The 15,251-nt window shown below is 73.3% G+C and carries 14 protein-coding genes and 2 tRNA genes; 10 read left to right on the top strand and 6 right to left on the bottom strand.

All coding sequences use genetic code 11. The features are described from left to right. Window positions 1-49 precede the first annotated feature (49 nt). Together AMK18_RS18790 and AMK18_RS18785 are read left to right on the top strand one after the other, a co-directional pair. Entirely contained in the window at window positions 50-820 is a 771-nt protein-coding gene (locus AMK18_RS18790; RefSeq protein WP_018105678.1) for a YidC/Oxa1 family membrane protein insertase, read from the top strand. Between the two features lie 134 nt (window positions 821-954). Continuing rightward, window positions 955-1,815, top strand: coding sequence for a fumarylacetoacetate hydrolase family protein (locus AMK18_RS18785; RefSeq protein ID WP_026171864.1), 861 nt, complete (start codon window positions 955-957; stop codon window positions 1,813-1,815). 63 nt (window positions 1,816-1,878) lie between these two features. On the opposite strand, the gene AMK18_RS18780 is transcribed toward AMK18_RS18785, so the two are convergent. Next, entirely contained in the window at window positions 1,879-2,358 is a 480-nt protein-coding gene (locus AMK18_RS18780; protein WP_018105680.1) for a heme-degrading domain-containing protein, read from the bottom strand. Continuing rightward, complete coding sequence (locus tag AMK18_RS18775) at window positions 2,355-3,467, bottom strand: Gfo/Idh/MocA family oxidoreductase (RefSeq protein WP_073863634.1); 1,113 nt, start codon at window positions 3,465-3,467, stop codon at window positions 2,355-2,357. Before AMK18_RS18775 ends, AMK18_RS18780 begins: the two co-directional genes overlap by 4 nt. Window positions 3,468-3,523: 56 nt before the next feature. Here AMK18_RS18775 and AMK18_RS18770 point away from each other — a divergent pair, with 56 nt between their 5' ends. The 5 genes from AMK18_RS18770 (at window position 3,524) to AMK18_RS18750 (ending at window position 8,148) form a co-directional block, all read left to right on the top strand. Beyond that, entirely contained in the window at window positions 3,524-4,639 is a 1,116-nt protein-coding gene (locus tag AMK18_RS18770; protein WP_073863633.1) for an ROK family transcriptional regulator, read from the top strand. 196 nt (window positions 4,640-4,835) lie between these two features. Beyond that, window positions 4,836-5,891, top strand: coding sequence for a hypothetical protein (locus tag AMK18_RS18765; RefSeq protein ID WP_073863632.1), 1,056 nt, complete (start codon window positions 4,836-4,838; stop codon window positions 5,889-5,891). Between the two features lie 122 nt (window positions 5,892-6,013). After that, window positions 6,014-6,802, top strand: a complete 789-nt coding sequence (locus AMK18_RS18760; protein ID WP_018105684.1) for an HAD-IIA family hydrolase — start codon at window positions 6,014-6,016, stop codon at window positions 6,800-6,802. A gap of 106 nt (window positions 6,803-6,908) precedes the next feature. Continuing rightward, window positions 6,909-7,466 (top strand): hypothetical protein, encoded by a 558-nt coding sequence (locus AMK18_RS18755; protein ID WP_073863631.1) that lies wholly within the window; start codon window positions 6,909-6,911, stop codon window positions 7,464-7,466. A gap of 1 nt (window position 7,467) precedes the next feature. Then, complete coding sequence (locus AMK18_RS18750; RefSeq protein ID WP_020207340.1) at window positions 7,468-8,148, top strand: class F sortase; 681 nt, start codon at window positions 7,468-7,470, stop codon at window positions 8,146-8,148. Between the two features lie 293 nt (window positions 8,149-8,441). Here AMK18_RS18750 and AMK18_RS18745 read toward each other — a convergent pair. Next, window positions 8,442-8,515 (bottom strand) — tRNA-Lys (locus AMK18_RS18745). Window positions 8,516-8,722: 207 nt separating this feature from the next. Between AMK18_RS18745 and AMK18_RS18740 the strand changes: the two genes are divergently transcribed. The 3 genes from AMK18_RS18740 to AMK18_RS18730 all read left to right on the top strand — a co-directional run bounded on the left by AMK18_RS18740 (window position 8,723) and on the right by AMK18_RS18730 (window position 12,594). Continuing rightward, the gene (locus AMK18_RS18740; RefSeq protein ID WP_073863630.1) at window positions 8,723-10,033 is read left to right on the top strand and encodes a peptidoglycan-binding protein; all 1,311 of its coding nucleotides are present in this window, start codon (window positions 8,723-8,725) and stop codon (window positions 10,031-10,033) included. Between the two features lie 25 nt (window positions 10,034-10,058). Next, a complete protein-coding gene (locus AMK18_RS18735; RefSeq protein WP_073863629.1) occupies window positions 10,059-11,837 on the top strand; it encodes an SPFH domain-containing protein in 1,779 nt (592 codons plus the stop codon). A gap of 166 nt (window positions 11,838-12,003) precedes the next feature. Then, window positions 12,004-12,594 (top strand): lytic polysaccharide monooxygenase auxiliary activity family 9 protein, encoded by a 591-nt coding sequence (locus AMK18_RS18730; protein ID WP_037786447.1) that lies wholly within the window; start codon window positions 12,004-12,006, stop codon window positions 12,592-12,594. Between the two features lie 83 nt (window positions 12,595-12,677). On the opposite strand, the gene AMK18_RS18725 is transcribed toward AMK18_RS18730, so the two are convergent. From AMK18_RS18725 to AMK18_RS18715, 3 genes are all read right to left on the bottom strand, one after another. After that, the gene (locus tag AMK18_RS18725; RefSeq protein ID WP_073863628.1) at window positions 12,678-14,228 is read right to left on the bottom strand and encodes an MFS transporter; all 1,551 of its coding nucleotides are present in this window, start codon (window positions 14,226-14,228) and stop codon (window positions 12,678-12,680) included. Between the two features lie 131 nt (window positions 14,229-14,359). Next, window positions 14,360-14,433 (bottom strand) — tRNA-Lys (locus AMK18_RS18720). A 53-nt stretch (window positions 14,434-14,486) separates the two neighbouring features. Next, window positions 14,487-15,245, bottom strand: coding sequence for an IclR family transcriptional regulator (locus AMK18_RS18715; RefSeq protein WP_026171865.1), 759 nt, complete (start codon window positions 15,243-15,245; stop codon window positions 14,487-14,489). Window positions 15,246-15,251: the final 6 nt, after the last annotated feature.

The following is a 15,251-nucleotide window of genomic DNA, read 5'->3' as shown; positions in this document are numbered from 1 at the left end:
CCGGAGCCCGCTCCCTGATCCGGCCTGATCCAAACGAAAGGCCCTGCCCATGTCCGCCTTCATGTCCGCTTTCGCCAGCCTGGTCGGCGCTCTCGCCGACCTGCTCCACCCGCTCTTCCAAGGCGCGTCCACCGCAGCCGCGATCGTCCTGTTCACCGCGCTCGTCCGGCTCGCCGTGCACCCGCTCTCGCGGGCCGCCGCGCGCGGGCAGAAGGCGCAGCGCCGCCTCCAGCCGCAGATCGCCGAGCTGCGCAAGAAGCACGGCAAGGACCGCGAGAAGATGCAGAAGGCGCTCATGGAGCTGCACCGCGAGGAGAAGGTCTCGCCGCTCTCCGGCTGCCTGCCGAGCCTGCTCCAGATGCCGGCGTTCTTCCTGCTCTACCACCTCTTCTCCAGCCAGAAGATCGGCGACAAGGCCAACTCGCTCCTGGGCCACCAGCTCTTCGACGCCCCGCTCGGCGAGCGCTGGCACGACGCCCTGTCGCACGGCGGCATGTTCGGCGCGCAGGGTCTCGTCTACCTGGGCCTCTTCGCGATCGTGGCCGCCGTCGCCACCTTCAACTACGGGCGTACGAAGCGGCAGATGGCCGCCAACCCGGTCACCCCGGCCACCGGCCCCGACGGGCAGCCGATGCCCGGTATGGGCGCGATGAACCAGCTCATGCCGCTGATGTCCTTCTTCACCCTCTTCACCGTCGCCTTCGTGCCGCTGGCCGCCGCGCTGTACGTGGTCACCAGCACGACCTGGACCGCGATCGAGCGGGCCTTCCTGTACCGCGACATGACCGTGCCGAGTACCGCGGTCGCCACGGCCGCGTAACTCCGGCGCGGGGGCGGCCCGGTCCAGGTGGTGAACAGGGTCTTGCGGAGTGATCGGATGTCTTGGAGGATCGGACAAGCCTGCGATGGCCGCCACCCATCCGACGGGCCTGATCCGACCGAGGAGAACGACTCTTGAAGCTGCTTCGTGTGGGTACGGCGGGCGCGGAACGACCGGCGCTGCTGGACCAGGACGGAACCCTGCGTGACCTGTCGGGTGTCGTCCCCGACATCGACAGCGCCCTGCTCGCCGACGAGGACGCGCTCGCCCGGGTGCGGGCCGCCGCGGCCGCGTCCGGCGAGCTGCCGGCGCTCGACGCCGAGGGGCTGCGGGTGGGCCCGCCGCTCGCCCGCATCGGCAAGATCGTGTGCATCGGGCTGAACTACCACGACCACGCCACGGAGACCGGGGCGCGGATCCCCGACGAGCCGATCCTGTTCTTCAAGGCCCCGGACACCGTCGTCGGGCCCGAGGACACCGTGCTCGTGCCGCGCGGGAGCGTGAAGACCGACTGGGAGGTCGAGCTCGCCGTCGTCATCGGGCGCACCGCGCGCTACCTGGAGACGGCCGAGGAAGGACTCGCCCACGTCGCCGGGTACGCGGTCGCGCACGACGTCTCCGAGCGCGAGTTCCAGATCGAGCGCGGCGGCACCTGGGACAAGGGCAAGAACTGCGAGACGTTCAACCCGCTGGGCCCCTGGCTGGTCACGGCCGACGAGGTCGCCGACCCGCAGGCCCTCCCGCTGAAGCTCTGGGTCAACGGCGAGCTGAAGCAGGACGGCAGCACCGCCGACCAGATCTTCCCGGTCGGCGAGGTCGTCCGCTATGTGAGCCGGTTCATGACGCTCCACCCGGGCGACGTCATCAACACCGGCACCCCGGCCGGCGTCGCCATGGGGCAGCCCGAGCCCAAGCCGTACCTGCGGGCCGGTGACGTCGTGGAGCTGGAGATCGACGGACTCGGCCGGCAGCGGCAGGAGCTGAAGGACGCGTAGAGGGCTTCAATACATCGGAGGGGTGGGGTCCGTCGCGTACGGGACCCCACCCCTCCGTACGTGTCAGCCGTCGATCCGCGACACGAACTGCTCCAGCGCCTCCACCACCAGCGCGTGGTCCTCCGCCTGCGGCAGCCCCGAGACCGTCACCGAGCCGATGACGCCCGCGCCCTCGACCGCGACCGGGAACGAGCCGCCGTGCGCCGCGTACACGTCGGGGTCCAGTCGGGACGCCTCGTCGAACGTCGTCCCTTTCGCCCGGAACCGCGTCCCCACCAGGTACGAGCTCTCGCCGTACCGCTCGACCACCCGGCGCTTGCGGTCGATCCACGCGTCGTTGTCCGCGCTCGAACCGGGCAGCGCCGCGTGGAACAGCTGCTGCGCCCCGCGCCGGATGTCGATCGCGACCGGGGCGTGCCGCTCCCGGGCCAGCGAGACGAGCAGGGCGCCGAGCGCGTAGGCGTCGTCGTAGCCGAAGTGCGGCAGGGTGAGCCGGCGCTCCTGGGCGATCAGCTCGGAGATGGTCGGAGCGGTGGGGTTCATACGGGCTGCTCCTCGGTTGCGTGGGCGGAGGCGCCGGTGGGCCGCAGGGTGACGGTGATCCCCTCGCGGGCCGAGCGGCGGGCCGCCTCCAGGACGTCCAGGGTTTCGGCGGCCTGAAGAGCGGTCACCGGATTGTCGCCCGTCCCGCGCAGCGCGTCGCTGACCGCCGCGTAGTACGCCGGGTAGTCGCCCGGGAGCGTACGGACCGGGGTGCCGCCGCCCGTGAGCGGGGACTCGCCCGCGCCGAGCCGGCCCCACAGCTCCTCGCCCTCCTCGCCCCACGGCTCGCCCGGGGCCGGGCGGGCGCCCTCGCGCAGGGCGGCCTCCTGGGGGTCGAGGCCGTACTTCACGAAGCCCGCGCTCGACCCGAGCACCCGGAAGCGCGGCCCGAGCTGGGCGGTCGTGGCGCTCACGTACAGGTGGGAGCGGACCCCGGAGGCGTGGGTGATCGCGACGAACGTGTCGTCGTCGGCCGCCGCGCCCGGCCGCCGCAGGTCCGACTCCGCGCACACCTGGGCCGCCGGGCCGAACAGGGTCAGCGCCTGGTCGACGACATGGCTGCCCAGGTCGTACAGCAGCCCGCCGATCTCCTGCGGGTCGCCGGACTCGCGCCAGCCGCCCTTCAGCTGCGGGCGCCACCGCTCGTAACGGGACTCGAAGCGCTGGACCTCGCCCAGCGCGCCGTCCGCGAGGAGCGCGCGCAGGGTGAGGAAGTCGTTGTCCCAGCGGCGGTTCTGGAAGACCGAGAGCAGCAGCCCGCGCTCCTCGGCCAGCGCCGCGAGCTCCCGTGCCTCGGCCGCCGTGCCCGCGACCGGCTTGTCCACGACCACCGGAAGCCCGGCCTCCAGGGCCGCCCGCGCGAGCGGTACGTGGGTCTTGTTCGGCGACGCGATGACGATCAGGTCCAGCTCGTCCGCCCGCCGCCACAGCTCGTCGGGCGAGTCGGCGAAGCGGACGTCTGGGTAGGCGGCGCGGGCCTGGGCGCGGCGCTCCTCGTCGCGGGTGACGACCGTGTCGAGGACCAGTCCTTCGGTGGCGGTGATCAGCGGGGCGTGGAAGACGGACCCCGCCAGGCCGTAGCCGACGAGTCCGACGCGCAAGGTGGTCATGGGTCCCACTTTGGCAACGCTGTTGCCAAAGTGCAAGCGCGGGCCACAATGGTTCCGTGAACAGGAGCAACACCGGCGCGAACCTCCCCGCCCTGCGCAGCCACAACGCGGCCCTCGTCCTCGACCTGCTGCGGGTGGCCGGCGAGCGCGGCATCAGCAGGCTCGAACTCGCCGAGCGCACCGGGCTCACCCCGCAGGCGGTCAGCAAGATCACCGCCCGGCTGCGCGCCGAGGGCCTGGCCGCCGAGGCGGGCCGCCGCGCCTCCACGGGCGGCAAGCCCCGGACCGTGCTGCGGCTCGTCCCCGAGGCCGGGTACGCGGTGGGGCTGCACCTGGACCGCGACGGGCTGACCGTGGTGCGCGTGGACCTCGCGGGCGTCGTCGCCGAGAGCCGTACGGCTCCGCTGGACTTCGGGGCCCCGGCGGACGAGGTGCTGACGGCCGCTGCCGGGGCGGTCGCCGCCGTGCGGGGGGACGGGGCGCTGCCGGTGCTCGGGGTGGGCGTCGCCGTCCCGGGGCCGCTGGACCACCGGGGCGGGGTGCTGCACCGCGTCACGGGGTTCCCGCAGTGGGACGGCTACCCGCTGCGCGACGCGCTCGCCGCCCGGACCGGGCTGCCCGTGGTCCTCGACAAGGACACCAACGCCGCCGCCCTCGGCCTGGCCCTCGGTGCGGACGGCCCGGCCGACTTCGCGTACCTCCACCTCGGCACCGGCCTCGGCGCCGGGCTCGTCCTCGGCGGCGCGGTGCACCGGGGGGAGCGGACCGGGGCGGGCGAGTTCGGGCACCAGACCGTGCAGCTGGACGGGATCCGGTGCGGCTGCGGCGGACGCGGCTGCCTGGAGGCGCTGTGCCTGGCCGCCGTCGGCCGGGGCGACGCGGCCGAGGCGGCCAGGGTGCTCGGGACCGGCGCCGCCAACCTCGTCGGGCTCCTCGACATCGACCGCGTGGTCCTGGGCGGCCGCACGGTCGCCGCCGACCCGGACACGTACGTACGCGGGGTGCGCGCTGTCCTGGACGAACGCTCCCGCCGCGACGGGGTGCGGGGCACCCCGGTCCCGGTCACCGCCCACCGCGAGGGCGACCGCCCGGTCGCGGAGGGCGCGGCGCAACTGGTGCTGGCCCCGCTGTTCGGCCGCGTGGACCCGGCGGGGGCGCCTGCGGCGGGCTGAGCGAGGGCGCGCACCCGCACCCCCTCCGCCGTCCGGGCGCACCCGCACCCCCTCCGGGCGGCCCCCCCCGGCACGCCTGCGGCGGGCGCTCGCGCGCGCGTGGCAGCGTCGGCCACCCCGAGGGACCCCGAGCCGCGCCGCACGCGGCGCCCCGTCCCGACCGGCCCTTGCCGTACGAAGTGGAGGCTGCCCCGCCATGCCACCCGAACCCGCAGAGCCCACCGAGACCACCGAACCCCCCGGCGCCGGCCGCACCCGGCACGGCCTCGCGCTCGGGCTGGCCGCCGCGAGCGTGATGCCCGTGGTCCTGGGCGGGGCCACCGCGGCCGCCGCCCCGCAGCGCAGCACGGTCGCCGGGACGGCCAGCGGGCCGATCCGGGCGAGCGCGCCCGGCTCGGCCACCGCCGACCAGCAGCCGGCCTGCGGCAACCCCGCGTCGGCCGGTTTCCCCATCGACACCCGCATCCACGGCGGGCCCGAGACCTACGCGTCCGGCGGCGGCTACGGCACCTGGTTCCTGGACCTGACGAACACGACCACCGAGTCCTGCCGCGCCATCCACCCCGTGCTCGTCCTCACCGACGAGGACCGGGCGCTGACCTCGGACCAGATCCAGCTTCAGTTCTCGGAGCGCGCCCACCCAGGGGTCGAGCACCGGGTGACCTGGGAGACCACCGACCGGGACGAGCACATCGGGGTCTTCGGCGGCGAGGGCGACGACGCCTTCCCCGGGTTCACCGTGCCCGCCGGACGCACCGTCACCGTCCAGGTCCGGCTGGCCTTCACCTCCGACACGAGCCCGGGCCGGATCACCGCGAACGCCGCGATCGTCCAGCGCCGGGGCGGCGGGAGCGGCATCGGGGGCGACGGGGAGTGGGTCGGCGAGTCCGACGACTACCCGTTTTCCGTGGTCGAGCCCGACGAGGACACCAGCGGGACCGGTGAGACGGACGGCGACCGCGAGAGCGCGGACGGGACGGGCCGGGAGCACGTGGGCGGCACCGGCGAGGACGAGGACGAGGGGAGCGGCACGGTGAAGGGCAAGGGAGACGAGGGGTACGCGGACCCCGGCACGACCGGCACCACCCGGCGCCCGGTGCCCCCGGGCACCGACCCGGCGGGGGTCCCGCAGCTCGCCGCCACCGGCATCTCCGTCCCCGTACCGCTGCCCGCCCTGACCGTCTCCGGATTCCTGATCGGCGGCGGCGCGATGGTGCTCGCCGCCCGCCGCACCCGCCGCGCCGACCACTGATCACCAGGTGGTCCGCCAGTACCTCCAGATCGAACAGTCGGCCTAAACTCGGGGGCGTCGGCGCTGCACAACGCGGTGCCGCCGGCGTCCCCGCACCTGGCGTACGGCAACTGGAGTCCCACATGGCAGAGCGCAAGCCGATCTCGTCCTGGCTGACCGACATGGACGGGGTCCTCATCCACGAGGGCACCCCGATCCCCGGCGCCGACGCCTTCATCAAGCGGCTGCGTGACTCGGGACTGCCCTTCCTGGTCCTGACCAACAACTCGATCTACACCGCCCGCGACCTGCACGCCCGGCTGAACCGCATGGGCCTGGATGTGCCCGTCGAGAACATCTGGACCTCCGCCCTCGCCACCGCCCAGTTCCTGGACGACCAGCGCCCCGGCGGCACGGCGTACGTCATCGGCGAGGCCGGGCTCACCACCGCGCTGCACGACATCGGGTACGTCCTCACCGACCACGACCCGGACTACGTGGTGCTCGGCGAGACGCGTACGTACTCCTTCGAGGCGCTCACCAAGGCGATCCGGCTGATCAACGCCGGGGCCCGGTTCATCTGCACCAACCCGGACGAGACCGGCCCGTCCGCCGAGGGCCCGCTGCCCGCGACCGGTTCCGTCGCCGCCCTGATCACCAAGGCGACCGGCAAGGCCCCGTACTTCGCGGGCAAGCCGAACCCGCTGATGATGCGCACCGGGCTGAACGCGATCGGCGCGCACTCCGAGTCCAGCGCCATGATCGGCGATCGCATGGACACCGACGTGCTGGCCGGCCTGGAGGCGGGCATGCAGACCTTCCTGGTGCTCACCGGGCTGACCACGGTCGCGGACATCGACAAGTACCCGTTCCGGCCGTCCACCGTCGTGGACTCCATCGCGGACCTGGTCGACCTGGTCGACCTGAGCTGACACCGCCCGACGCGGGGGAGCGGGGCCCACTCCACCGGCCCAGCGCCCCCGCGCTGCGGATGCGGAACGCGCCCGCAGGCGTGAACCTTCCATCAGGAGGTTCACGATGCGTTCCATACCCCTCACGTTCTGTGCCGCCGCACTGGCCGCGGCGACCCTGGTGCCGATCCCCTCGGCGCTGGCCGAATCGGGCTCCGGCCACGAGGACTCCCGGTCCCGTGCCGCCCTGTCGGTCTCACCCTCGTCCGTCGCCCCGGGCGGCGAGGTCGAGCTGGAGCTGTCCGGCTGCAAGGCCAAGGAGGCCAAGGGGAACTCCGACGCCTTCGTCTCCGAGGCGCGGTTCTCGTCCGGCGGCGGTGACCGCACGCTCTACGCCGAGGCGCGCGTCCGCGCGGACGCCGAGCCCGGCGACTACGACGTCCAGGCGATCTGCGACAAGCACACCCGGGTGACCGCGACGCTCACCGTCGTGCACCGCGAGCGGCCCGTGCCCATCGCCCCGGTCCACGCGGGCGGCGGCGGCACCGCCATGCTCGCGAGCGAGACCGCCGAGCAGGACGGCCCCGGCACCGCCCACGAGGTGATCGGCCTCGGGCTGGCCGCCGTCGCGGCCGTCGCCGTCGCCTTCCGCAGCGTGCGCCGTCGCCGCCCGGCGGCCGACTGACATGTCCGCACCGGAGGAGGCGGCGGGGCGCGGCAGGCTGCTCACCGGAGTGACCTGGGCCGTCATCCTGCTGGGCCTGTGGCTCTGGGGCCGCGGGATCACGGACGGCTCGGGCATCGGCTCGGCCCCGACCACCGGCGACGTCGCCGCGGTCGGGCGCCCGCTCGGCGTGCCGCTGCCCCCGGCGCACGCGCCGATCGGGGGCGTCGCGCCGAAGAGCGTCGAGATCCCGTCCATCGGCGTCGAGGCCCCCGTCGTCTCCCGGGGCCTGGACGCCGAGGGCGCCATCGAGCCGCCGTCCTTCGACACGCCCCAGACGGTCGGCTGGTACGGGGACGGCACCCGGCCCGGCGCCGAGGGGCCGGCCCTGTTCGTCGGCCATGTCGACACCGAGACCAAGCCCGCTGTCTTCTACGGGCTCAGCGCGGCCCGCCCCGGCGCGAAGGTCGACGTCACCCGCACGGACGGCACGGTCGCCGAGTTCACCATCGACGACGTGCAGGTCCTCACCCGTGCCCGGTTCGACGCCCAGAAGGCGTACGGGCCCCGCAAGGACGGGCGGGCGGAGCTGCGGCTGATCACCTGCGGCGGCACGTACGACCAGAAGTCCCACTCGTACACCGCGAACGTGGTCGTCTCGGCCTACCTGACGGCGGAGAAGAGCACCGCGAAGGCCGCCTGATCCCCGGAGGACCCGTACCTGGCCCGGCCGCCGCCCGTTCCCCGGGCTGCGGCCGGGCCGGTCCTCGACCGCGGTGCGCGGGCCGCGGGAGTGGCCCGGCGCGGACACGGGAGGTCGGTGGCGTCCGGGTCCGCCGCACACCCCACTGTAGGGGGACGCTCCCCGTCCGCCCAGCCGCTTTCTGACGTTACGTCGATAACCGGTCACCCTCCGCACGCGTGTGGAGGTCGCGGAAGCGCATCGAAGAACGACCAAGGCCCCCTCGCGCGAAGCGAGGGGGCCTTGGCTGTGCGTGCGCCGCCAGGGACTCGAACCCCGGACCCGCTGATTAAGAGTCAGCTGCTCTAACCAACTGAGCTAGCGGCGCCTGCTGACCTGGAAAACTCTACCCGATCCCCGGCGGTGCTCCCGACCACCCCCGCATGGACGTCCGGTCTTCCCGGCCTGTCGGATGGTCGTTTTTTCCCTTCTATCCGTCAAACTGCGGTATGTCGTGACGTAGGTCGCGACCGTTGCCACGCTGACGCCCGAGCAGATGCGCCCGAAGAACTTGACGACTGCGGAGGGGAATCGCATGACTGTGCCGGCCTTCGAGGAGTACGTACCCGCCATCGACTGTCCCTGTCCCGGCTGCGCCGCCCAGCGGCGGACCGCCGCCGGGGGACTTCCCGTGCGGCACGGGGGACACCCGGCCGCGCACGGCGCGCGGCGCGCGATGGTGCTGGTCACCGCCGCCGGGGTGGTGCTCGGCGGCGGTGCCGCGGAGTCCGCCGGGGCGCCCGCCGACCCCGCCCCGGCACCCGGCACGGGGGTGCCGACCGGCATCGGCCCGCTGCCGGACAGCCCCCAGGGGCTGCCGGGTCCGCTGCGCGGGGCCGGTTCGCCGGGACCCGCTGCGGCCCAAGCCAAGACGCCCGAGCCGCGGGCGACGACCCGGACCGAGATCATCAACCGCGCGAAGAAGTGGCTGGACGCGCAGGTCCCGTACAGCATGTCGAAGTACTGGTCGGACGGGTACCGGCAGGACTGCTCCGGCTATGTGTCGATGGCCTGGAACCTGCCGGGCAACGAGTGGACCGGCAGCCTCGCCGCGTACGGCACCCGCATCGCCCGCGCGGACCTCCAGCCGGGCGACATCCTGCTCTTCCACAACCTCGCCGACCCCGGGAACGGGTCGCACGTCACGATCTTCGGCGGCTGGACCGACCACACGCACACGCACTACACGGCGTACGAGCAGACCAAGCCGCACACTCGCAAGCAGACGACGCCCATGGCGTACTGGACCAACTCCGCGAGCTACGTCGCCTACCGCTACAAGGGCCTGAGCACGGGGAAGTCCGGCAGCGAGGCGGAGAAGGACCCGTTCCCCGGCGCGGCGAAGTTCGGGCCCCGCGCGAAGAACGCGTACGTGACCCGGCTCGGCGCGATGCTCGTCGCCCGGGGTGGCAAGCGCTTCTACAAGATCGGCCCCGACCCGGTCTGGACCGACGCCGACCGCCGGGCCACCCAGGCGTTCCAGCAGGCCCAGGGGTGGAAGGGCGCCGAGGCCGACGGTATCCCCGGCCCCGACACCTGGAAGCTGCTGGTGACCGGAACCGGCCGCGACATCCCGGCCACGAGCGGGCAGGGCGGCGCGAAGGCGGCCCCGGCCTTCCCCGGACGGGGGTATTTCCGGCCGGGTCAGTCCAACAGCCATGTCGACCGGCTCGGAAAACAGTTGGTGAAGAAGGGGTACGGCGCGCACTACCGGCTGGGCCCCAGCCCCCGGTGGACCGAAGCGGACCGGCGCAATGTCGAGACCTTCCAGAAGGCCCAGGGCTGGCGGGGGACGGAGGCCGACGGCTATCCGGGCCCGGAGACCTGGCGGCGACTCTTCGCGTGACACGACGGACATGACGGAGGCGGAAATGCGATCCACGGTGTCGGACAGCTCCGGAAACCCGGAGTACGGCCAGGAGACGGAGTACGGAGCGGTCCCGGTACGGGAATGGGTCGGCCCGGGCGGAGCGGGCAGCGTCACGGACGCGTGGGCCGCGCGGGCCGCGGCGGACGAGCCGGTCGCCGAGGGGCTGCCGGTGCGGGGCGCCGCCCCGGCCGCGCCCCGCGCGCCCGAGCCACCTCCCCTCTTCAGGCCCGTCCCGGTGTCGGTGCCCTCGGACGAGGAAGTGGTGGTCCAGGTCGCGGAGCCGGCTGAGCCGGCCGCTGCGGAGGGCGGTGGTGACGCCGGTTCCGACGCGGATTCCGTCGTCGATCTGGTGCTTGACCTTCCGTCGGGGGACGAGGACCGCGGGGCCTCGCTCGGGGCCACCTCGGCCTCGGTGTCGGTTCCGGCGGAGGCCGGGGCTCACGCGGAGGAGCCCGAGGACGCGGCGCCGGAGGACGCGCGCCCTGCGGAGGCGTCCGCGCCGGAACCCGTGAAGGACGCGGCGCCCGAGGATGCGGCACCCGAGGACGCCGCTCCCGAGGACGCCGTGCCCCTCGTGGAGGCGCCCCGGCCCGAGCCCGTCCTCGCGCTGACCGGGGCCCGCGTGCCCGGGCCGGACACCGCGCCCCGTCCCGACCCGGTCCGGGACAGCGGCCGCCATCAGGCGGTCATCGCCAACGAGCGCACCGCGTCCATCCCCGTGCACCTCCTCTTCCGCGAGGACCGGCACGCCGGTGCCGCCGCCGTGCCGTCCACCGTCGTGCGGCCGGGCGGGGGCGAGCCCGGGGCCGGGGTGCGGCGGCCGCCCGTGCCGAGGACGCCGCAGGTGCGGCCCTCGACCCGGCCCGCCCCCGACGCCGACCCCCGGCTGCGCGAGCGCCCCGGGCCCGCGCTGCCCGGCTGGGTCGCGCTGCTCACCGGCTTCGGCGGGATCGCGGCGGCGGGCGGCGTCCTGTGGTGGACCGGCGTGGTCCCGGCCGCCGTGCTCGCCCGGGTCGGGCTCGGGCCGCGCCCGTACGTGGGGCTGCCCACCGGTGCCTGGGCGGCGCTCGTGTTCCTGGCGGCCGTCGTGCTCTTCGCGCTCGGGGGCCTCGGCCGGGGGCGGGTCGGGCACGCCTGGGTGCTCACGCTCTTCGGCCAGTACCGGGGCAGTGTGCGGCGCACCGGTCTGGTGTGGGTCAGCCCGCTGCTGCTGCGCCGCCGGATCGACGTACGGCTGCGGCACTGGCGCAGCGAGCCGCTGCCCGCCGTGGACGCGAACGGCACGGCGCTGCGGGTCGTCGTCCAGGTCGTGTGGCGGGTCAAGGACACCGTGCGGGCGGCGCTCGGGATCGAGGACCACGAGGCGTACCTGCGCGAGCAGGTCGAGGCCGCGATGGCCCGGGTCCTGTCCCAGCTGCCCGCCGACGCCTTCCACGAGGACGCGCACACCCTGCGCAACGCGGAGGCGGTCGGCGACGCGCTGACCCGGATGCTGAAGGCGGACTGCGAGCCGGTCGGCGTCGAGGTGTACTCGGCCCAGCCGACCGGGATCGAGTACGCCCCGGAGGTGGCGGCGGCCATGCAGCGGCGCCGGATCGCGGCGATCGACGCGCAGCACCGGGACAGCGTGCTGACTTCGGTGGTGGACGCGGTGGACGACACCGTCAGCCGGCTCACCGAACGAGGGCTCGTGGAGCTGGACGACTACGAACGGAAGGCGCTGGTCAAGGACTTGACGGTGGCGTTCTACGTAGGGCGGACCGGGGGCGACGGCAACTGAGGAGGTGTGGGGGGAGGTTCCAGGGCAACCGGAATCCTGCGCTCATTGGTCTGGACATGGTCAAGGCACGGCAATAATCTAAGTCTTGGTCTAGACCGCAGAACGCGCGTACGCAGCTGTGCTCATGGAATCCCCACTCCCCCCACGATCCGAGGAGCGACATCTCATGCGTATGAAGGCAAGCGCGGCCCTGGTCGGCCTTGCGGTAGCGGGCGTCTCGATGTTCGCGACGAGCAGCGCCAGCAGCCACGGCTACACGGACAGCCCGATCAGCCGTCAGAAGCTGTGCGCCAACGGCACGGTGACCGGCTGCGGCAACATCCAGTGGGAGCCGCAGAGCGTCGAGGGACCGAAGGGCTTCCCGGCGGCCGGGCCGGCCGACGGGGCGATCTGCTCCGGTGGCCACGGCGAGTTCGCCCAGCTGGACGACCCGCGCGGCGGCAACTGGCCCGCCACCAAGGTGACCGCCGGTCAGGGCTTCAGCTTCCGCTGGCAGTTCACCGCCCGCCACGCCACGACGGACTTCCGCTACTACATCACCAAGGACGGCTGGGACCCCACCAAGCCGCTCACCCGGGCCGACCTGGAGCCGCAGCCGTTCATGACGGTGCCGTACAACAACCAGCAGCCCCCGGCGACGCTGACCCAGCAGGGCACCATCCCGACCCAGAAGTCCGGGAAGCACATCATCCTGAGCGTCTGGAACATCGCGGACACGGCCAACGCGTTCTACGCGTGCTCGGACGTGCAGTTCTGACGTGCGGTTCTGACGTGTGGTCCTGACGCGGCGAACCCCGGGGAGTCCGAGGACTCTCCGGGGTTTCGCCGTGCCGGTACGCGTCACACCTGGACCGGGACCGGGGCCGTGGCCGGCGACTCGGCGGCGGGCTCCTCGGCGGCGGCCGCCGGCCGGGTCGCCCGGCGCAGCAGGGTCGCCGCGAGCACCGCACCGGTCAGCAGGACCAGGGACCCGGTCACCGAGGCGTACCGCATGCTGTGCACGAAGGCGTCCTGGCCGATCGCGATCAGCGAGTGGTCGCCGGTGGTCAGCGCGCCCGGCAGGGTCTTGCGGGCGACCTCGGGGGCGGAGGCGGGCATGTCCGCCCGGTAGACCGCGGTGGCGACGGCGCCCAGCAGGGCCATGCCCAGCGCTCCGCCGAACTCCTGCCCGGTCTCCAGGAGCGAGGCGGCCGAGCCGGCCTTCTCCGGCGGGCTGACGGCCATCGCCATGTCCGAGACGAGCGCCATCACCGCGACGATGCCGCTGCTCATCACGGCCGAGCCGATCAGCAGCAGGACCAGCGAGTCGGTCCCGGCCAGCGTGAAGACCCCGAAGCCGGCCGCCCCGACGACGAACCCGCCGCAGACCACGTACGCCCGCTGGACCCGCTGGGCGAGCGCGGTTGCCGCGGGCGCCGCGGCGCCGACCGCCAGGGACGGGGCCAGGCTCCACAGCGCGGCCTCCATCGTGCTCATGCCGAGCACCGACTGCAGGTACTGGGTGGTGAAGAAGGCCGAGCCCATCATGGCGAAGGCGGCCAGCGCGTTGAGCCCGATCCCGGTGCCGAAGCCGCGGCCCCGGAACAGCTCCCGGCTGATCATCGCGTCGGAGCGGGTCCGCTGCCGGTGGACGAAGACCCAGCCGACGGCCAGCCCGGCGGCGATCACCGCGGCCCAGGCGATGTCGAACCCGTGGGCGGCGCTCTCCTTGATGCCGTAGACCACCGGGAGCACCGCACCCATGGACAGCGGGACGCTCAGGAAGTCGAAGCGGCCCGGGTTCGGGTCCTTGAACTCCGGGACCAGCAGCGGCACGAGCACCAGCAGCAGCACCATCGCGGGCACGTTGATCAGGAAGACCGAGCCCCACCAGAAGTGCTGGAGCATCACCCCGCTGAGCACCGAGCCGAGCGCCACCCCGCCGGCCATGGCGCCCGACCAGATGCCGATCGCCTTCGCCCGCTGCTGCTCGTTCCGGAACATGTTGCGCACGAGCCCGATGGTCGAGGGCATCAGCGTCGCCCCGCCGATCCCGAGGACCGCCCGGGCCGCGATCAGCATCTCCGGGCTGTTCGCGTAGGCCGCGCAGACCGACGCGGCGCCGAAGGCGAGCGCCCCGATCATCAGCAGCTTGCGGCGGCCGATGCGGTCGCCCAGGGAGCCCATCGTGATGAGGAGGCCGGCCAGGGCGAAGGCGTACACATCGAAGATCCACAGCTGCTGCGTCGCGCTGGGGGCGAGGTCCCGGTCGATGGACGGGATCGCGAAGAAGAGGACGGAGACGTCCATCGAGACGAGGAGGAGGGGGAGGAGCAGGACCAGGAAGGCGGTCCACTCCCGACGGCCGGCGAGTGCGCCGGGGGCGGCGGTGGTGCTCGTGGGGTTCGTCATGCCAAGGAATATACGGCTGTTTAAAACAGCTGTCTAGTACGACTGTGTAAAACGTTCGTACATGCCTGCGGGCAGCACAAAACGCACGAGGCGGTCTCCGTGGATACGGAAACCGCCTCGTGCGTTGTCTGTGCGCCGCCAGGGACTCGAACCCCGGACCCGCTGATTAAGAGTCAGCTGCTCTAACCAACTGAGCTAGCGGCGCCTGCTGACGTGAAAATAATACCTGGTCCGGAGGGGTGCTGATGACCAGTGGCTCTACAGCGCCAGCGACAGCAGCATCGGGGCCGCGCGCCGGTTCAGGGTGTCCGCCGCCGCGCGCAGCCGGTGGGCGTCCTTCACCGGCATCGACAGCGCCAGGCAGCCCGCCGACGACCCGGCCGTCAGCGGCACCGCCGCGCACACCGTGCCGACCGCGTACTCCTGGAGGTCGAGGACCGGGACCGTGGCCGGCTGGCTGTCCAGCTTGGAGAAGAGGACCTTCTCGCTGGTGATCGTCCGCGAGGTCAGCCGGGGCGTCTTGTGCCGGGCGATGTGGTCGCGGCGGCCGTTCTGGTCGAGCTGGGTCAGCAGGCACTTGCCGATCGCCGAGGCGTGCGCCGCCGACCTGAAGTCCACCCACTCGTTGACCGCCGGGGTGAGCGGGCTGTCGGCGTACTGCGTCACGCGGATCTCGCCGTCGACGTACCGGCTGATGTAGACCGCCGCGCCGACCGAGTCGCGGAGCTGGGCCAGGGTCTGCTGGAGCTTGGACTCCAGGGCCTGGCGGCGGGCCGCGCCCGAGCCGAGGAGCAGCAGCGAGGCGCCGATGACGTACGCCCCGTCGGTGATCTGTTCGACGTAGCCCTCGCGGCGCAGCGTCAGCAGCAGGGAGGTGAGGTGGCCGACGGGCAGCCCCGTCTCCCGGGAGAGCTGGGCCTCGGTGACCCCGCTGCCGTGCTTGGAGACCGTTTCGAGAACGCGAAGGGCGTACTGCACCGAGTGGAACGGCGCGGTCGGTTCGGGCTTCAACACCACGGCTTC

This window comes from Streptomyces sp. CB01249 (genome assembly GCF_001905735.1).
Lineage (GTDB): Bacteria > Actinomycetota > Actinomycetes > Streptomycetales > Streptomycetaceae > Streptomyces.
The sequence above is the reverse complement of the archived record's forward strand: the minus strand, read 5'-3'. Positions and strand labels throughout refer to the sequence as shown.